Below are 18,678 nucleotides of genomic sequence, written 5' to 3' on the forward strand. Positions count from 1 at the left end.
CAGTGTGGTTTTCCTGATGGTATTGAACACAACCTTTGGTTACAGGCGTGCTAGGCTCCAGACCTTATTGTTCTGGGGGACATGGCAGTGGGGACAGCGGGCAGCCCATCGCGGCGAACAGATACATTTCACGCGGCTTGCATTGAAACCGCACTGGTGATTGCACGCACCGACGGTGTGGGGTCTGCGCTCGACCATATGCTCAACTGCGGCATCGAGAAACTCACGGCGCTGCGCGTGCTTTCCTCACCCGCCCACGTGCGCCATCACGAGCGCCGGCGCTATCCCAGGCTTTACTACCGCTAGGCGTCACTCAAAACTGTACCTCCGCCGCCATCAGCGGCGTCACCCTCGGGCCGAAGCTGCCGATGTTCGACAGCGTGCGCGTGTGGTGGGCGCTGATCTGCGCGGCAGGCAGCACGCCATTATCCACCGTCGAATGGCCGTCGGTCACCAGCGTCACCGGATAGCCCAGCGCCAGGGCGCGGCGAGTGGTCGTGTCCACGCAGAAGTCGCTCTGCAGGCCGCAGATGGCCAGCGAGGTGATGCCGCGCTCCTCCAGCAGCGCCTGCAGCGGCGTCTGGTGAAAGGAGTCGGGCGTGTGCTTGCGCACGTGCAGGTCGGAAGGTGCGGTAGCCAGGCCCTGCGCGAGCTGCCAGCCCTCGCTCCCGTGCTGCAGGGCGCCTTCCTCTTCCTCATGCTGGATCATGAACACCGGAATATGCGCCGCGCGCGCCTTGGCGGAGACGATGTTGATGCGCTCGACGACGCGCCGGGCCTCGAAGGCGGCTTCGCCGCCGAAACATAGTTCCTGCTGCATGTCGATGATGAGGAGGGCAGAGCTCATATGGTCTTTCTCTTTCAGGGAAGTGGCCGCGATGCTACAGCGGCAGGGCAGTCTTGTATTTTACTTCGCGCAGTGCGACGTTGGTGTTGATCTGCGAAACGCCCTGCAGCTTGAACATCACTTCGTGCAGGAAGTTCTGGTAGCCCTCCATGTCCGGCACGATGACCTTGATGGTGTAGTCGGAATTCCCCGTCGTTTCATAGCACTCCACCACTTCGGGCCTGGCCTGCATGGCGCTCTCGAAGGCCTCCACCACGCCCGCCGAGTGCCGGTTGAGCGATACATGCGCGATGCAGCACACCATGAGGCCCACCTTGCGCCGGTCCACCAGGGCCGCATAGCGGGTGATGTAGCCGTTGTCCTCCAGCTCCTTCTGGCGCCGCCAGCACGGCGTGGCGGAGAGGCCGACGGCTTCGGCCAGTTCCGCGGTCGACATGCGCCCGTTGTTCTGCAGTTCGGCCAGGATCCGCACGGAGGCGGCGTCAAGAGAATGATTTTTCATATTCACCGGAAAATAGAAAGAATTTTGCTCAATTCTACCGCCACAGCAAAGAACCAGGAATAATTTTCCGCAGATGAGGAACTATCATTTCCGCATCTACTCCTGCCCCTAGAAGAAGCATATGAACGCTCACACCGCGCACAGCGCCGCCGCCCTGGAAGCGGCGCAGCCAGCCGAGACACTGGCCGATCCCGATTACCGTTTGCAGGACAATCTCACCCGCGAAACCGGCCGCGTTTTCCTCACCGGCACCCAGGCCCTCGTGCGCCTGATGATGATGCAGCAGCGCCTGGACCGCGCGCGCGGCCTGAACACCGCCGGTTTCGTGAGCGGCTACCGGGGCTCGCCCCTGGGCGCCGTGGACCAGGAGATGTGGCGCGCCCAGAAGCAGCTGGCCAGCCACCACATCGAATTCCTCCCCGCGATCAATGAAGACCTGGGCGCGACCGCCGTCCTGGGCACGCAGCAGGTGGAAACCGACCCGACCCGCAAGGTCGATGGCGTGTTTGCCATGTGGTACGGCAAAGGCCCGGGCGTGGACCGTTCGGGGGACGCCATCAAGCATGGCAATGCCTACGGCTCTTCGCCGCACGGCGGCGTGCTGGTGGTGCTGGGCGACGACCATGGCTGCGTGTCTTCTTCGATGCCGCACCAGAGCGAACAGGCGCTGATTGCCTGGAGCATGCCGGTGCTGAACCCGTCGAACATCCAGGAGTACCTGGAATTCGGCCTGTACGGCTGGGCGCTTTCCCGCTTCTCCGGCAACTGGGTGGGCTTCAAGGCCATCTCGGAAACGGTGGAGGGCGGCGCGGTGGTGGACCTGCCGGACATGCCTTCCTACGCCACGCCGCAGGATTATCAGTATCCTGCCGACGGCCTGCATTACCGCTGGCCGGACCTGCCAAGCCTGAAGATCGAGCAGCGCGTGGCGGAAAAATTGAACGCGGTGCGCGCCTTCGCCCGCGTGAACTCCATCGACCGCTTCATCACCCGCGCGCCGGGCGCAAGACTGGGCATCGTCAGCGCTGGCAAGGCCTACCTCGACCTGCTGGAAGCCCTGCAGCGCATGGGCCTCACGCAGGCCCGCCTGGAGGAGCTGGGAATCCGCCTCTACAAGCCCGGCCTGACCTGGCCGCTGGAGCCCACGCGCCTTGCGCAGTTTGCGGAAGGCCTGGCCGAGGTGCTGGTGGTGGAGGAGAAGGACCCCATTATCGAGCAGCAGCTGAAGAACCATTTCTACAACCGTCCGGCGGAAGAGCGTCCGCAGATCCTGGGCAAGACCGACCTCGCGGGCCAGCCCATGCTGGCTGCCATCGGCGAGCTGCGTCCTTCGCGCATTGCGCCTGCCCTGATCCGCTGGCTGGCGCCCCATCTGCCGGAACTGGACCTGCGCCAGTACCTGCCCGCCTTCTGCGCGGCGGACCTGCAGGCCGATCCCGGCGCGGCGGTCCGCACGCCGTACTTCTGCTCCGGCTGCCCGCACAACACGTCCACCCGCGTGCCGGAAGGCAGCACCGCGATTGCGGGCATCGGCTGCCATTTCATGGCGACTTGGATGCAGCGCGATACCGTGCAGCTGACCCAGATGGGCGGGGAAGGCGTGACCTGGGTTGCCGCTTCCCGCTTCCTGGGCAAGAAGCACGTGTTCCAGAACCTGGGCGACGGCACCTATTACCACTCCGGCTTCCTGGCCCTGCGCCAGGCGGTCGCCGCGCGCGCCAACATCACCTACAAGATTCTCTATAACGACGCGGTGGCCATGACCGGCGGCCAGCCGGTCGATGGAAAACTCAGCGTGCCCCAGATTGTGCAGCAGGTGCTCACGGAGGGCGTGGTGCGCGCCGTCGTTGTCACCGACCAGCCGGAGAACTATGAGGATGTGGAGCTGCCCCCAGGCGTCACCGTGCATCACCGCAGCGAGCTGGATCCGGTGCAGCGCCAGTTGCGCGACACCGAAGGCGTGACTGTGCTCGTCTACGACCAGACCTGCGCGGCCGAGAAGCGCCGCCGCCGCAAGAAGAACACCGCCACGCACACCGAGTTTCCCGATCCGGCGCGCCGCATGGTTATCAACGCCGAAGTGTGCGAAGGCTGCGGCGACTGCGGCGTGCAGTCGAACTGCCTGTCCGTGCTGCCGCTGGAAACGGAACTGGGCCGCAAGCGCCAGATCGAGCAGGCCTCCTGCAACAAGGACTACTCCTGCGTGGAAGGCTTCTGCCCGAGCTTTGTGTCCGTGATCGGCGGCGAGCTGAAAAAGCCGGAAGCGGCCAGGCTGGAACTGGCCGACCTGGAACGCGCGCTGCAAACCTACGCGCCGCCAGCGCCCTACAGCTTTGACAAACCCTTCGAGATGCTGGTGGCGGGCGTCGGCGGCACGGGCGTGGTCACCATCGGCGCGCTGATTACCATGGCGGCCCACCTGGAAGGCAAGGGCGCCTCGACGCTGGACTTCATGGGCTTTGCGCAGAAGGGCGGGGCGGTGATGTCGCATGTGCGCCTGGCCGGTTCGCCCGCTGCACTGAACCAGGTGCGCATCGACCTGCAGCAGGCGGATGCCGTACTGGCCTGCGACCTGGTAGTAGGCGCCATGCCCGATGCGCTGGCCGTCATGCGCCACGGCCACACTATGGTGATCGCGAACGAGCGCGAAATCCCGACGGCCGCCTTCACCCGAAATCCGGATGCCAGCAACGACATGCCGGGACTGTTCGCCCAGCTGCGCCGTGCGGCGGGCGACGACCGCGTGCTCTCCATCGATGCGCAGGAGGTGGCGGGCCGCCTGCTGGGCGAGCCGATTGCCGCCAACATGCTGATGCTGGGCTACGCGTGGCAGAAAGGCCTCGTCCCGGTGAGCATGGCGGCGCTGATGCGCGCCGTGGAACTCAACAACGTGGCCGTCGCCATGAACAAGAAGGCGCTGATGCTGGGCCGTATCGCGGCGGCGGACAATGCGGCGCTTGAGCGCCTGTCGAATGGACGCGCCAAGGTGATCCAGTTTGCGGCGCCTGCCACGCTGGAAGAGCTCATCGCGCAGCGCATGCCGCGCCTGGAGCGCTACCAGAACGCCGCGTATGCGCAGCGCTATCTGGAAGCCGTACGCAGGGTTGAACGCAAGGAGCGGGAACTGGAGGGCGAAGCATCGCGCACGCCGCTGGCGAAGGCCGTGGCGCGCTATCTCTTCAAGCTCATGGCCTACAAGGATGAATACGAAGTGGCGCGCCTGCACGCTTCGGACGAATTCCGCGCCCAGATAGCGGGCCAGTTCAGCGGCGACTTCCAGCTGGAGTTCCATCTGGCGCCGCCCCTGCTGGCGCGCCGCAAGCCGGGTTCGGACGTGCCGGCCAAGATGCGCTTCGGCGGCTGGATCCAGCCTGCCTTCCGCATGCTGGCGCCACTGAAGGTATTGCGCGGCACGCCGCTCGACCCCTTCGGCCATACGGCGGAACGCAAGCGCGAACGCGCACTGCGCGATGGCTACTTCGCCATGGTGGACGAGATGTGCGCGAGCCTGGATACGGCGAACAAGCCGGTGTGGCTCAAGCTGGCGCAGTTGCCCGAGCAGATTCGCGGCTACGGCCATGTGAAGCTGCGCAGCATGGACAAGGCCGACCAGGAAGCCCAGCGCTTGCGCACCCAGCTCGCAAGCCAGGCGAAGGCTGCCTAAGCTTTCTCTTCAGCCCATGTGCGGGCGGCCTGCACAGCCATTGCCTGCCCGGGCTCCGACTGATGCGTGGGGCTTTGTCCTACGTGCGCGCGCCCCGCGCCGTGGGAGAATTTTCGCTCGCCGTGAATGCGGCATTGACCGTAAGGAGAGCGTTATGAAGAGCAAGATCGCCTTGATTCTCACCGCACTATTTGTCAGCGCCGGTGTGGCGGCGCAGTCCACCAGTGCGGACAGCAGTACCGATCCGCAGCACAAAACGGCCAAAAAGAAGCACAAGTCCAAGCACAAATCGACCCATAGCCAGGCCACGCAGGATGGCAGCGCCTCCGGCGCGAGCGGCACGGCAGGCTCCACCTCGACCGATACCAGCACCACCACCAGCGGCAGCAGCGCCACCGGCGCCACGGGCAGCAGCGGCACCGATACCTGGCGCGGCGCGAGCGGCACCGCAGGCATGAACAGCACCGGCGGTGCAACCGGCACAACCGGCGCCACCGATGTAACGAGCGGCAGCACCATGTCCAGCGGCACGGGCGCCAGCGGCACCACCGGCAGCTCCGGCACGACGGGCGCCACCGGGACCTCCACGGGAACGACCGGCACCACCGGCACCACCGGCACCACCACGGGCAACACAACCGTTCCACCAACGCGCTAAGCGCGCCGCACGCAGCAGGGCCGCTTCGCAGGAAGCGGCCTTGCCGCATTTCTGCTCAACGATCTGCCAAGGAGAACTGCCATGCTGGCAATGAATTACCGCGGCCCCTTCCGCGTGCGTGCCGACTACAAGCCGGACCCCGTGATCGAACACCCGGGCGATGCCATCATCCGCGTCACGCGGTCCTGCATCTGCGGCTCGGACCTTCACCTTTACCACGGCCTGGTGCCCGACACGCGCGTGGGCACCACCTTCGGCCATGAGTTCATTGGCGTGGTGGAGGAAATCGGTTCGGCGGTGCAGAAGCTGAAGGTGGGCGACCACGTGCTGGTGCCCTTCAATATCTTCTGCGGTTCCTGCTACTTCTGCCAGAAGGAGCTGTACGGGAACTGCCACAACACCAATGCGGAGGCGACGGCGGTAGGCGCCATCTACGGCTATTCGCACACCGCGGGCGGCTACGACGGCGGGCAGGCCGAGTATGTGCGCGTACCCATGGCCGACGTGGGCCCCACCATCATTCCGCCCGACCTGCATCACGACGATGCCGTGCTGCTCACCGATGCCTGCCCCACTGGCTACCAGGCCGCCGAGATGGGCGATATCTCGGAGGGCGACACGGTAGTGGTGTTCGGCGCGGGGCCTGTAGGCATCTTCGCCGCGAAGTCGGCCTGGCTGATGGGGGCAGGGCGGGTGATCGTGGTGGACCACGTGGAATACCGGCTCGAATTCGTGAAGCGCTACGCGCAGTGCGAGGTCGTCAACTTCAAGGAAGTGCAGGACATGGCGCTGCACATCAAGAAGATGACGGACTGGCTGGGCGCGGACGTCTGCATCGATGCCGTCGGCTGCGAGGCGGCCGGCAACGCCATGCAGAGCCTGACGGGAAAATACATGATGCTGCAGGCGGGATCGGCCACCGCGCTGCACTGGGCCATCAACTCCGTGCGCAAGGGCGGCAATGTCTCCATTGTGGGCGTGTACGGGCCGACCTTCAATGCCGTGCCCATCGGGAATGCGCTGAACAAGGGCCTTACCCTGCGCATGAACCAGGCGAGCGTGAAGCGCCACCTGCCGCGCCTGATCGAGCATATCCAGGCGGGCCGTCTCAGTCCGAAGGACATCATCACCCACCGGGTGCCGCTGGAAGAGGTATCGGATGCCTACCATATCTTCTCCAGCAAGCTGGATAACTGCATCAAGACCATTCTGATTCCGCCGGGCGCGCGGCATTGAGGAGCTGACCATGGAACATACGCATCATCACCATTCGCGCCCGGTCCCGGACCGCAGCGCCATCCCGGGCTGGGGCGCAGACCTGGACCGTGCCAACCGTCCCGCCGTGCCGATGGAGCGCACGCCGCCCCGCCTGGAAATGGCGCCAGGCGAGCCGCCGCAGCAGCAGGCAAACGTGGAGATTTTCTGTTCGCCGGAACGTCCCCATATCACGCCGCTGTTCGGCACGGGCCAGCCGCCGCGCGGCCTGAGCGGAGCGCTGCGGCGCTTTGCCTACAAGAGCACGGAGAACGATATCCGCCACTGGCTGCTGCTCATGCTGGCGGACCGGGTGGACATGGTGGAAGGCATCGGCGAAGACCTTGCCCGCGGCAAGGTGCCCAATGTGCTGGCCGAAATGGGCATCAAGGCGGAGTGGGAGCACAACCGGGCCGGCCTGGTGAAGAAGGCGGCGGTGGGCGCCGCCGTGGTGGGCGTCGCCTACTACCTGCTCAAGCGGCGCCGCGCCTGATCTACCAGTCGATCGACAGCAGGCGCTGGGCCATGCGCGGCCAGCACAGGGTGCTGAGCTCCTCGCGCGACGCCCAGCGGAAGCCGTCCGCTTCGGGCGTGGGCTCGCCCGTCACATGGTGGGGGAAGAAGCTGGTGCAGCGCAGCTCGTCAAGGCTGCACATGTCGTCGCCCACCTCCACCTTGAAGAGATGCAGGCGCTTGTCGCGCCGGTAATCGAAGCGGCCCAGGTCCTGGAAGCGCGGCTCCTCGAAAGAAAGGCCCGCCTCCTCGAACAGTTCGCGCCGCGCGGCCTGCAGCGGCGTTTCGCCCGCGTCCATCAGGCCCTTCGGAATATCCCAGCTGGCCGTGCCCGTTACATGACAAAGCAGCAACTGCCTGTCGCCATTCACGACCAGCGTTCCACAGGAAAGCTCCATGCTGCCCCTCGCTTGTTGATGATGCGCCAGTTTACCCGAAGAGGCTGTTGTTTCTGTGCGGGTAATGCCTAGTACTGTGTGGAAACTCATCGACAGCGGGGCCCATCCATTATAAAGTGTGACAAAGTGTGAGAATTAACGGCACCCCGCCTCCGTGCCGCCTGAATTGCGCAGGCCACATTGCCTGCAAGCCACCCGATCCGAGACCTGTCCCGTGCCGCACCGGCCGGCGGCTTGCGTGTGCCTGAATGAAAGTGCCAATGTTCCAGCGTCCCATTACCCAACGATTAAAAACCCTGGCCGTGCTTCTGGCCGTGCCCTGCGCGGTGCAGGCGGCAGACGGCGAAGCCGGGCCCCAATGGGCCTTCGGCGGCTTCGGCAGCCTGGGCGCGGTCCATTCCAGCCAGCGCCATGCCGACTTCACGGCCAATCCCCTGATCCCCGGCCAGGCAGGCTTTACCCATCCCTGGAGCATGGACGTGGACAGCCGCCTGGGCGCGCAGCTGACAGTCAACCCCAGCAAGCAGTGGTCGGCGGTGGTGCAGGTGGTATCGGAACGCACCGTCCACCACGACTTCCGGCCGCATATTGAATGGGCCAATGTGAAGTACCAGGCCACGCCGGACCTGAGCCTGCGTTTCGGCCGCATTGCCTTGCCCCTGTTCCTGGCGGCCGACTACCGCAAGGCCAGCTACGCGCTGCCATGGGTGAGGCCTCCCGTGGAGCTTTACAGCTCGCTCCCCGTCAGCAGCAGCGACGGTGTGGACGTGGGCTACCGCTGGACGGCCGCAGGCGTGAAGCAGGAAACGCAGCTGATGTACGGCGCCACCCACGTGCGCGTAGGGCCGGGCAGCAGCGCCCGGGCGCATGGCGTCAGGGGGATATCGCACACGGCCAGCCAGGGCGACTTGAGCGTGCGCGCCACGCTCATGGCGGCGCAGCTCGCCCTCGACGAAGGCGGGGAGCTGGTGAATGCGCTGGGCCGCTTCGGCAGCGCGGGCGCTGCGCTGGGAGAGCGCTACAGCATGGCCAGCAAACGCATCACCGCCTTCAGCATGGGCTTCAATTACGACCCTGGGCACTGGTTCCTGATGGGAGAATTCGGCCGCTTCAATGCGCGCTCCCTGCTGGGTGACCGCAGCGCCTGGTATCTGAGCAGCGGAAGGCGCTGGGGCGCCTTCACCCCTTACCTGACGTACGCGCGCGTGGGCTCGAACACGCCGACCAGTGTGCCCGGCATTCCGCTGCAGGGACTGGCGCGCGGCGTGGCGGCGCAGGCGGCAACGGTGAACAATGAATTGAACCGGCAGTTGCACACCATCGCCGAGCAGCACAGCGCCATTGCGGGCCTGCGCTGGGACTTTGCCAGCCACGCCGCGCTCAAGCTGGAGCACGGACGGGTCCGCCCCCTCGGCGGCACCCAGGGCACCCTGATCAACATCCAGCCCGGTTTCCAGTCGGGCAAGACCTTCGGCGTGAGCAGCGTCGTGGTCGATTTCGTGTTCTAGGCGGAGCCCATGCCTATCTTCAAACATCTCGGCCTGCTTACGGCGCTCCTGCTCTGCGGCGGCGCCTGGGCGGGCGAGCTGGTGGTGATCGTGTCGGCGCGCAGTCCGCTGGCGGCGCTGCGCGCCGAGCAGGTGGCCGACATCTTCCTCGGCCAGGCGGCCAGTTTCCCGGACGGCAGCGAGGCTACCGCGGTGGACCAGGCGCCGGGCTCCGCCCAGCGCGACGAGTTCTACCTGAAAATCGCCAACCGCAGCCCGGCCCTGATGAAGGCCTACTGGACCAAGCGCATTTTCACGGGACGCGGGCATCCGCCGCGCGAGCTGCCGGGCAACGCTGCCGTGCGCAAGCTGGTAGCCGACAATCCGGGCATGATCGGCTATATCGAGCGCTCGGCGCTGGATGCCAGCGTCAAGCCGGTACTGGTGGTGCATTGATGGACAGCGCGAAAAAGGAAACCACGCCAGGGCGCCTGCTCAGGCTCGGGCTCGAGACCTATGTGTCGCTGCCCCTGTTCCTCCTGCTGCTGCTGGCCGTGATCTGGGTCGCGACCCTGCATTTCATCCGCAACGAGGAGGCTGCGGCGCGCGCCGCCGCCGTGGACTCGGTGCACGAACTGCTCGATACCTATGAAGCCCAGGTGGCGCGCAATATCGCGGGCATCGACCAGACCCTCAAGGTGATCAAGTACGCGGTGGAGCGCAAGGGCGCCCGCGGCGCCTTGCCCGAGTTGAGCCAGCAAGGGCTCCTGCCGTCGGGCCTCGTGTTCGTGGTCGCCATTGCGGATGCCGAGGGCAGGGTGGTCAGCAGCCACCCCGCGGCGCGGCCCATGGTGGTGGCCGGCCAACCCTATTTCGATCATCACCGCGAGCATCCGGGCGACACGGTCTTCGTGGCGCAGGCCATGCGCGACGGCGCCAACCACGACTGGCATCTGCATTTCACCCGCCGCCTGGATGACCCGGAGGGGAATTTCGCGGGCATCGCCATCGTGGAAGTCGATCCCGCCTATTTCACCAGCGGCTACGAGCGTTCGCGCCAGGGCGACCACGGCCTGCTCGGCGTGATCGGGGCGGATGGCGTGGCGCGCGCGCTGCGCGTGGGCGAACGCCAGTACTACGGCGGCCGCTTTGCGCCGCCGCCCGCAGGCCGCGAAGCCGTGCCGGTCCTGTCCGTCGACGGCGTGCCGCGCTACATGGCCTTGCGCGAGCTGCACGGCATCCGTGTGAGCGCCGTGGTCGGCCTGGCCGAGCAGGAGCAGCTGGCCGCATTCGAACAGCAGCGCCGCAGCCACCTGTGGGAGGCCGGCATCGCCAGCGCCGTGCTGGTGCTGCTCGCGGGCCTGGTGTGGCTATGGTCCTGGGAGGGCGCGAAGGCGCGCCGCCGCATCCGGCGCGAGCAGGAAACCTATGCCGCGGCCTCGGAAGCGAGCATGGATGCCTTCTTCGTCATGCATGCGGAGCGTGGCCAGAGCGGCGCCATTCACGACTTCCGCATCCTGGCCGCGAATTCGCGCGCAGAGCAGATGAGTGGTCTCAGCAAGCGCGAATTGCACGGGAACACCCTGTGCGGCTGGCTTCCCGCCGTACGCCGCAACGGCATCTTCGCCAAGCTGGTGCGCGTGACCGAGACGGGCGGCCTGCACCAGGAGGAATGGCGCAACGACATGCCCGAAGTAGCGGCCGAATGGGTGCACTGGCAGGTGGTGGGCGTGGAAGGCGGCGTGGTGGCCATTGTGCGCGACATATCGGAGCGCAAGCGCGACGAGGCGCGCATCGTCCACATGGCCCACCACGACGCGCTCACCGGCCTGCCCAACCGCAGCCTGATCGGCGACCGCCTGCAGCAGGCCATCCTCCAGGCGGACCGCCAGCACCAGTCGCTGCTGGTAGCCTTCATCGACCTGGACAGCTTCAAGCTGGTGAACGACAGCATGGGGCATACGGCAGGCGACGAGCTGCTCAAGGTAGTGGCAGCGCGCATGGTGCACTGCGTGCGGCGCAACGATACCGTGGGCCGCTTCGGCGGCGACGAGTTCGTGCTCGTGCTGCCGCAGCAGCATGGCACGGGCGGCGATGCCGCGCCGCTTCTGGAGAAGATACTCGAGTCGGTGGTGCAGCCCATTATGCTGGGAGGGCAGGAAGTGCAGGTGAGCTGCAGCATCGGCGTGGCCGTCTTCCCGCAGGACGGGGCGGACGCCGACACCCTGCTGATGAACGCGGACGCCGCCATGTACCGCGCCAAGGAGCTGGGCAAGAACAACTGCCAGTTCTATACGCAGGAGATGAACGCCTGCCTGGAGGAGAAGCTGGCCCTGCTCGAAGGCATGCGCAAGGCAGTGGACGACGGGCAGCTGCGCGTTCTCTACCAGCCCAAGGTGGAGCTGGATACGGGCCGGGTGTTCGGCGTGGAAGCGCTGGTGCGCTGGGAGCATCCCGAGCGTGGCCTGATCCGCCCGGACCAGTTCATTCCCCTGGCCGAAGAAAGCGGCATGATCGTGCCCATCGGCGAATGGGTATTGCGCGAGGCCTGCCGCCAGGGGCGCGCCTGGCAGGAGCAGGGCCTTCAACTGAGCGTCTCGGTGAACGTGTCGCCGCGCCAGTTCGACGACCGCTGCCTGGTGCAGCGCGTGGCCGGCGCCCTGGGCGACAGCGGCCTCGATCCGGCGCTGCTGGAACTGGAAGTCACGGAAAGCCTCATCATGCGCGACGTGCAGCAGGCCATCGACAAGATGCGCGAGCTGGAGGCCATGGGTCTCGGTCTTTCCATCGACGATTTCGGTACGGGCTACTCCAGCCTGGCTTCGCTGAAGACCTTCCCCTTGAGCCGCCTGAAGCTGGACAAGTCCTTCGTCCGCGAACTGGACAGCAACCCCGACGACCAGGCCATCGCCCGCGCCATCATCTCCATGGCGCACCAGCTGCACCTGCGCGTCATCGCGGAAGGCGTGGAAACGGTGCGCCAGCGCGACTTCCTTCACAAGAACGGCTGCGAGGAGATGCAGGGCTACCTGTTCAGCCGTCCCGTACCCGCCGAAGACATTCCCCGCCTGCTTGCCCGTCCCCAGCCTCTGGTCGCCTGACCCCGGGCAGGGCCAACACTCTGTCTTGGCCGAAATCAAGACATGCAGCCAGCCAGCATGTGACGATGCCCTTTCCGACGATCAGGGAAGGGCTGATGGACAAGCTGCTGCCGTACTACGAACAGGAACTTGGCATTCTGCGCCGCGCCTGCCAGGGGTTCGCTCAGGCCCGCCCAATTTTGGCGGCGGAGCTTGGCCTCACCGCCGACGGCAGCGCCGATGCGGACGTGGAGCGCCTCCTTCAGTCGATCGCTCTTCTCAACGCCTCCTTGGCCCGGCGCCTGGATATGGCGGACCATAGGTTAACCGGGCCGGTTTTGAACAACCTTCAGCCTCACGTAGCCCGGCCGCTTCCGGCTTTCGGCGTCGCGCAGCTGGAGTCTCCCGCCACTACCCAGCTCACGTGCATTCCGCGCGGCGCCGAATTCGATGGCGACGACCGGCGGCGCTACCGGAGCAGTTCGGAACTTACCGTCGCCCCCCTGCAGATCCAGTCGCTGCGCTACCTCCATGCGGCCGACTTGCCGGGTTCACTGAAGATTCCCACGCATGCGGCGGCAAGCATCGAACTTGTGGTGAGAAGCAGCGTTCCCGGCGAGCCGCTCTCCACATACTGTGCGACGAGGCTGCGTCTCTATGCCGACGCGCCGCCCCCCTTGCGCACACTGCTGCTGGATGCGATCTTGCTCAGTGCTATCGCCGTATGCGTCGAATCGGAAGGACATTGGAAGGTGACAGATGTCAGTCCATTCTCGCTTCCGGCGCCCGACGAGGATTCCTGTCTGGTTCCCGGAAGCGCTGGACCCGGCCGCCTGCTCACCGAATATTTCCATTATCCGGAAAAATTCGCCTTCCTCGACTTCGATCTCGCGTCGCTTCTTCGCCTGTTTCCGCATGGCCAAGAGATCAGGGTGGTCCTCCCGTTGCCCCGCCAGCGCAACTCGGAGGAAGCAAGGCTGCTGGCGGAGCTGGACCGCCGCCATCTCCGGCAAGGCTGCGCGCCGCTCGTCAATCTCTATCGCGCCGAGGCGGCCTCCATCCGCCTTGTCGAGGGCCGTTCCGAGTACCGCCTGCTGCCGGCCGACGGAAAACACGTGTCTGCCATTCCCTATCGCATCGACTCCGTCACCCTGAGAGAGTGCGGTAGCGAAGAGGACCGCAAGATCGAGCTTTATGACGGCATCAATCATCATTCAGGACCGCTCTTCTGGCGCCTCGGCCAGAGCGGCAATCAGCACACCCTCCAATTTGTCGACGAATGCGGAGAACGTCTCGACGCGGGCAGCGGAGCACTGACCGTCAAGTTCACCGCCACGAACAGGCCCGGGGGCGAAAAGCCGGAGCGCCTCACGATAGGCGGCTCCCCGGCCCTGAGGATCCGGGTGCTCTCCTACTCTCCGCAGTGCGAATTGTCGGATGATCACTGGTCCCTGCTTGAACCCCGGAGAATCGGCACCGCGGATTCCTTGCGCGGCCTGCTTAGCCGCTGCGGAGGCGCAAGGAACGCGGCCTTGGCCAGGGCGGTCCTGGCACTGCAACAGCAGGATACCACCGCCTGGTGCCGCTACGGCAAGGAGGCCCGCTATCTGTGCGGGACGGATACGAGGATAGTGATCGACCAGGAGCAGCTTTCCGATTGCAGCCTCTACCTCTTCGCGCAGCTGATGTCCCGCTGTTTCAGCTTCCTCATGCGCGAAGACTGCTTCAGCCGGGTCATTCTCGTTTCCGCTGCATCCGGCAAGGAAATCGTGCGCTGCCTGCCGCAGCCGGGAGCCATATCGCTCATCTGAACAGGAATCGCCGATGGATATCGAAAACGCGCTGCTTACCTTTCTCTCGCAACAAAGGGGCCTCATCACCGATAACCGCCCCTTGCGCCTGCGGCTGGACCACTCCACCGGCGTCATGCATGACGTGCTCCTGCCACAGCGGATATATGGAACTGAGTCGATCTGCGGCGGCATCGACTATCGCGTCCTTTGCGTTTCATTGGATGCGCGCCTGCCCCTGAAGGAGCTGATCGCCTTGCCGGCGGCAATCGACATCGTGACCGACACGGGCGACCTGCGCACAATCTGCGGCATCGTCACCGAGGCCAGGGCAGGGGACAGCGATGGCGGGCTGGCCACCTACCAGCTGCATATTGAGGACGCCTTCGCAGTCATGGAGAAGCGGACCAATACCCGTGTCTTCCGAAACCTGAACGAAGTGGAGATCGTCTGCACGCTGATCGACGAATGGCGGAAGACCAACCCCGTGCTGTCATCCTGCTTCGAGTACGAACTGGATGTGATGCTCAAGGTGCAGGAATACCCCCGGCGTGAATTCACCATGCAGTACCGGGAGTCGGATGCCGCCTTCATCTGGCGGCTGCTGAAGCGAAGGGGGATAGCATGGTGCTTCTACCCATCCGGGCGGGAGTGCCCGGCGCATAAGCTCTTCCTGTTCAACAGCACCAACTGTCTGCCGGAGAACGCCGCCGGAACCGTTCGCTTCCACCGCGATGCCGCCACTGAAGAATACGACACCATCACGGCCTGGAGCGCGGTGAGAAAGCTGAGTCCCAGCCAGACCATACTGCATAGCTGGGACTATCGCAACACGCCAAGCGCGGGCTACATGACCGTGAAGGCCTATAGCACGCTCGACCTGGCCGAAACCAGCGAGCAGTTGACCTCGACCTTGCACGACTACCAGATACAGACACCGCATCTGGCGGGCAGCCACGAGGACCTGTGCCAACTGGGACAGATCGCCATGCGCCGGCACGATCTCGAATCCAAGTGCTTTCATGGCGAAGGGAGTGTGCGCTCGTTCCGGCCCGGCGAATACTTCGCCTTGACCGGGCATCCGGAGATAGACGGCCATGTCGTGAGCGAACGCGAGTTCGTCCTGACGAGCCTCCAGCTTGTGGCGCAAAACAACCTGCCCAAGGAAGTCTCCGACCGCATCGAGCGCCTGTTTGCCCGCAACTGCTGGGACGATGTGCAGGGCGCCGCCAGCCGGATCAACGGCGACGCGACACGCACGTATATCCGCTTCTCTGCGGTCAGGCGCACAGTGCCCATTGTGCCTGCCTTCGACCGGTCCGAGATTCCCCACGCCATGCTGCAAAGCGCCGTCGTCGTCGGGCCGGAAGGCGAAGAGGTCCACAGTGACGAACTGGGGCGGGTGAAAATCCGCTTTCCGGGCGCCAGGCAGGCGGACCACGAGCATGCAGGCGGTGCGGGCGCCTCCGGGACGGATGCCGATTCCGCCTGGATCAGGGTTGCCACCAACTGGTCCGGCGCAGGCTTCGGCACGCTCATGCTGCCCAGGGTAGGAAGTGAAGTGCTCATCGACTTCCTCGACGGCGATCCGGACAAGCCGATCATCGTGGGTCAGGTCTACAACAACCCGGCGCTGCCGCCGGCGCTCGAAAGGGGCGAACTGCCCGCAGGACGCTTCGCGGCAGGCATGAAGAGCCGCGAAATCGGCGGCTCCCGCAGCAACCAGCTTTCACTCGACGATACGCCTGGGCAGATCAACGTGCACCTTGCCTCCGACCACGCGGAGAGCCAGCTGAATCTGGGCTACATGCCGGGCCGGCCCAGAGCGGCGCGCGGGGAGGGCGCAGAGCTGCGCAGTTCTGCGGTCAGTACGGTCCGTGGCGGGCGGGGAGTATTGATCACGGCCGGAACGTGCCGCGCGCCGGATGCACTGGAACGCGAAGGGCTGGCCAGCGCGCATGGCACTGCGATCTCAGTTTTCAGCTTTTTGGGCGAGATAGGGGCGCACGCCTGTAACGATCCGGACTACAGCGCCGACGTCAAACGCCTCAAATCGGATATCGACGAATGGAATGCCAGTGGTGGAAAACCGGTACTCGCCCTTCACGGAGAAGCAGGCGCGATCCTGGGTAGCAACGGCAGCGTGTCCCTTGCGGCCGAAGGAGGGCTGGATGCGGCGGCCAAGGGCAACGTCAGCATGTCCAGTGGCGAAAGCCTGTTCGTGAGAGCCGCCCGGAGCATGAGCCTTCTCGCCTACAAATTCGGCATGAAGCTCGTCGCGGTTTCCGGCGACATCCAGATCCAGTCGCAGGACGGCTGCATCGAAATCTCGGCCAAAAAGCGCATCAAGCTTGTTGCCCATGACTCGATCGAACTTCATGCGCCCTCGATTCGGACGGTGGCTGAGGGCGCGATGGCCGATTACGGAGGCGGGAAGATCGTGCAGCAGTGCAGAGACACCTGTCATGTGCGTTCAGCGAAGTTCGAGCATACCGGTGGCGGTGATGGAAAGCCCGAGCGCATCAGCTTCACCCACGCCGAGAAGGAGCAGGATCAACAAGTGCGAATCTGCGACAACAAGACCGGAGAGCCGCTCCCCAACTGCCGCTACCGCATTAGTGCCGATGACGGACGAAGCTTCGAAGGAACGACAGACGACCAAGGGTTCTCCCAACGCTTCCGCACCAAAGACCCGTTCTCGAAATACCGGGTCGAGGTGCTTCATCAGGACTTGGCATGACAACCAAACTACCTGTCAAGCACGAGTATGGCGGTCTCATAACCGAAGGCTTCTTCACGCCACTCGAGGATAAAACCTTCCAGACAATGCTGGTGCCGCCACGCCGTGTGCTGCCAATCATCTTCATTCCGGGGATCATGGGTTCCAACCTGCGCACGAGTCCCGCAACCCAAGAGCTGCTCGGCAAGTCCAATAATATCGCCTGGCGACCAGACCGCCTTGGCGAGGCGGCATATATGTTGAAGGCTACGCCGCGCGTTCGCCAGCTACTGCTGAATCCTGACGAGACTGAAGTTGATACGTATGTGCCGGGCCAGGCAACCGGCAACAAAGAGGAGACGTCCGAGCAGCGGCACAAGCTGAAAATTGGCGTTTCGCTCGATAAGATCGCCGACTCTCCACTGCTGTTCGATGACCCACCTGCAGTCAGTTCTCCCCGCACCAAGGAAGAGAAGGCAAGAGAGCGCGGTTGGGGCGAGGTCTATTTCAGCAGTTACCGTGAAGTTCTGGAATGCTGCGAGCAAGCCTTGAACTCTCGGCCCGGCCAAGGTATTTGGCAAGAAATCATAGGAAAGGACCCGTCAGCATGGGCGGCAGATGATGTACCGAAACTCCAGCCATTGACACTGCCGGAACTCACGGAGGCAGTGAAGGGCGTTTTCTTTCCCGTGCACGCCATGGGCTACAACTGGCTCCAGTCGAATGCGGATTCGGCGGCTGTCCTGAAGGGACGAATTCTCGCTCTGATCGAAAAGTATAGAGCGGGAGGATACGAATGCAAGAAGGTCATCTTGATAACCCATTCGATGGGTGGTTTGGTAGCACGTGCACTAGTTCATCCGGATATTGGGGGGCTGGGGTTTGAAGTCGCAGGTGTCGTGCACGGTGTTATGCCTGCCGCTGGCGCACCAGCGGCCTACAAGCGAATGCGTTGTGGTTTTGAAGAACAGCTTTTCGGCGTTCATCCTGCGCCCAAAGTACTCGGAAACTATGGGAGCGAGGTTACCGCAGTACTTGGCAATGCTCCGGGTGGACTTCAGCTACTTCCTAGTAAGGCATATGGCAATGGATGGCTATGCGTTCGACAGGACAGGCTTCTGTTCGATCGCTTTCCCAAGAATGGAGATCCTTACGAGGAAATCTACAAGTTGAAGGATCGCTGGTATGGATTATTGCGTGAAGACTGGCTCAATCCCGCCCGCTCGCCGGACGCAGGCGCGGAACGAACAGGAGCCCTGCTTGATGCCGCCAAGCGCTTTCACGAGTCGATTGCTCAAACCTATCACGATGTTAGTTATGCACTCTACGGGGCCGATGCAGGTCGGCCATCCTGGGAGACTGTTACGTGGAATCTTCAACGCAATGTACGGAATTCCAACTGGCATACGCTACAGATTGCGAGCGATAGTCAACAGGGACACCTTGAGCTATGCGCTGCAGATTCCAATCCAAAGGACCGCGAGAGAATTCCGGTGGAACTTGGCGCCTCGTCTGGCGCTGGTGATGAAACCGTCCCGGTCCGCTCTGCGGATTTGCAGCGGCAGAGTGCAAAGTTCTCAGGAGTCTTTCGGCAGACAGGCTATGAACACCAAGGCAGTTTCAGCGACAAGAAAGTTTTGATGGCGACGTTGTATTGCATTGTGCGGATCGCGCAGAGAATGAAATGGGGGAATCATGCTTGTTAGCTTACATAGACTTCGTTCTTCCATTCTTGTCATCCTCATGGCGGGGCTCCAGTTGTCTTG

General features: G+C 64.2%; 13 protein-coding genes. 10 read left to right on the forward strand and 3 right to left on the reverse strand.

The features are described from left to right. Positions 1-313: 313 nt before the first annotated feature. Positions 314-847, reverse strand: coding sequence for a cysteine hydrolase family protein (locus tag LSQ66_RS06900; RefSeq protein WP_231769052.1), 534 nt, complete (start codon positions 845-847; stop codon positions 314-316). Between the two features lie 34 nt (positions 848-881). Further along, entirely contained in the window at positions 882-1,349 is a 468-nt protein-coding gene (locus LSQ66_RS06905; RefSeq protein WP_231769053.1) for an Lrp/AsnC family transcriptional regulator, read from the reverse strand. A gap of 154 nt (positions 1,350-1,503) precedes the next feature. Between LSQ66_RS06905 and LSQ66_RS06910 the strand changes: the two genes are divergently transcribed. From LSQ66_RS06910 to LSQ66_RS06925, 4 genes are all read left to right on the forward strand, one after another. Further along, entirely contained in the window at positions 1,504-5,013 is a 3,510-nt protein-coding gene (locus LSQ66_RS06910; RefSeq protein ID WP_407659629.1) for an indolepyruvate ferredoxin oxidoreductase family protein, read from the forward strand. Between the two features lie 154 nt (positions 5,014-5,167). Further along, on the forward strand, positions 5,168-5,671 hold the full coding sequence (locus LSQ66_RS06915) for a hypothetical protein (protein WP_231769055.1): 504 nt from the start codon (positions 5,168-5,170) through the stop codon (positions 5,669-5,671). An 81-nt stretch (positions 5,672-5,752) separates the two neighbouring features. Continuing rightward, complete coding sequence (locus LSQ66_RS06920) at positions 5,753-6,907, forward strand: zinc-dependent alcohol dehydrogenase (RefSeq protein WP_231769056.1); 1,155 nt, start codon at positions 5,753-5,755, stop codon at positions 6,905-6,907. 10 nt (positions 6,908-6,917) lie between these two features. Beyond that, positions 6,918-7,418, forward strand: coding sequence for a hypothetical protein (locus LSQ66_RS06925; protein ID WP_231769057.1), 501 nt, complete (start codon positions 6,918-6,920; stop codon positions 7,416-7,418). A gap of 1 nt (position 7,419) precedes the next feature. Here LSQ66_RS06925 and LSQ66_RS06930 read toward each other — a convergent pair whose 3' ends face one another. Then, complete coding sequence (locus tag LSQ66_RS06930) at positions 7,420-7,836, reverse strand: NUDIX hydrolase (protein ID WP_231769058.1); 417 nt, start codon at positions 7,834-7,836, stop codon at positions 7,420-7,422. A gap of 260 nt (positions 7,837-8,096) precedes the next feature. Here LSQ66_RS06930 and LSQ66_RS06935 point away from each other — a divergent pair, with 260 nt between their 5' ends. From LSQ66_RS06935 to LSQ66_RS06960, 6 genes are all read left to right on the forward strand, one after another. Beyond that, on the forward strand, positions 8,097-9,344 hold the full coding sequence (locus LSQ66_RS06935; protein ID WP_231769059.1) for a hypothetical protein: 1,248 nt from the start codon (positions 8,097-8,099) through the stop codon (positions 9,342-9,344). Between the two features lie 9 nt (positions 9,345-9,353). Continuing rightward, complete coding sequence (locus LSQ66_RS06940; protein WP_231769060.1) at positions 9,354-9,779, forward strand: type 2 periplasmic-binding domain-containing protein; 426 nt, start codon at positions 9,354-9,356, stop codon at positions 9,777-9,779. Next, positions 9,779-12,424, forward strand: coding sequence for a bifunctional diguanylate cyclase/phosphodiesterase (locus LSQ66_RS06945; protein ID WP_231769061.1), 2,646 nt, complete (start codon positions 9,779-9,781; stop codon positions 12,422-12,424). The genes LSQ66_RS06940 and LSQ66_RS06945 overlap by 1 nt, the downstream gene beginning before the upstream one ends. Before the next feature lie 95 nt (positions 12,425-12,519). Beyond that, positions 12,520-14,214, forward strand: a complete 1,695-nt coding sequence (gene tssF, locus LSQ66_RS06950) for a type VI secretion system baseplate subunit TssF (RefSeq protein WP_231769062.1) — start codon at positions 12,520-12,522, stop codon at positions 14,212-14,214. 13 nt (positions 14,215-14,227) lie between these two features. Beyond that, positions 14,228-16,933: a type VI secretion system Vgr family protein gene (locus LSQ66_RS06955; protein ID WP_231769063.1), complete on the forward strand. Its 2,706-nt coding sequence runs from the start codon at positions 14,228-14,230 to the stop codon at positions 16,931-16,933. Next, a complete protein-coding gene (locus LSQ66_RS06960) occupies positions 16,930-18,618 on the forward strand; it encodes a lipase family alpha/beta hydrolase (RefSeq protein WP_231769064.1) in 1,689 nt (562 codons plus the stop codon). The genes LSQ66_RS06955 and LSQ66_RS06960 overlap by 4 nt, the downstream gene beginning before the upstream one ends. Positions 18,619-18,678 lie beyond the last annotated feature (60 nt).

Origin of the sequence: Massilia endophytica, from assembly GCF_021165955.1 — a bacterium.
Lineage (GTDB): Bacteria > Pseudomonadota > Gammaproteobacteria > Burkholderiales > Burkholderiaceae_D > Rugamonas > Rugamonas endophytica.

Excerpts from the sequence above, each read along its gene's own strand:
- LSQ66_RS06900 (WP_231769052.1), bottom strand. The coding sequence starts at position 847 with ATGAGCTCTGCCCTCCTCATCATCGACATGCAGCAGGAACTATGTTTC.
- LSQ66_RS06905 (WP_231769053.1), bottom strand. The coding sequence starts at position 1,349 with ATGAAAAATCATTCTCTTGACGCCGCCTCCGTGCGGATCCTGGCCGAA.
- LSQ66_RS06915 (WP_231769055.1), top strand. The coding sequence starts at position 5,168 with ATGAAGAGCAAGATCGCCTTGATTCTCACCGCACTATTTGTCAGCGCC.
- LSQ66_RS06920 (WP_231769056.1), top strand. The coding sequence starts at position 5,753 with ATGCTGGCAATGAATTACCGCGGCCCCTTCCGCGTGCGTGCCGACTAC.
- LSQ66_RS06925 (WP_231769057.1), top strand. The coding sequence starts at position 6,918 with ATGGAACATACGCATCATCACCATTCGCGCCCGGTCCCGGACCGCAGC.
- LSQ66_RS06930 (WP_231769058.1), bottom strand. The coding sequence starts at position 7,836 with ATGGAGCTTTCCTGTGGAACGCTGGTCGTGAATGGCGACAGGCAGTTG.
- LSQ66_RS06935 (WP_231769059.1), top strand. The coding sequence starts at position 8,097 with ATGTTCCAGCGTCCCATTACCCAACGATTAAAAACCCTGGCCGTGCTT.
- LSQ66_RS06940 (WP_231769060.1), top strand. The coding sequence starts at position 9,354 with ATGCCTATCTTCAAACATCTCGGCCTGCTTACGGCGCTCCTGCTCTGC.
- LSQ66_RS06945 (WP_231769061.1), top strand. The coding sequence starts at position 9,779 with ATGGACAGCGCGAAAAAGGAAACCACGCCAGGGCGCCTGCTCAGGCTC.
- tssF (WP_231769062.1), top strand. The coding sequence starts at position 12,520 with ATGGACAAGCTGCTGCCGTACTACGAACAGGAACTTGGCATTCTGCGC.
- LSQ66_RS06955 (WP_231769063.1), top strand. The coding sequence starts at position 14,228 with ATGGATATCGAAAACGCGCTGCTTACCTTTCTCTCGCAACAAAGGGGC.
- LSQ66_RS06960 (WP_231769064.1), top strand. The coding sequence starts at position 16,930 with ATGACAACCAAACTACCTGTCAAGCACGAGTATGGCGGTCTCATAACC.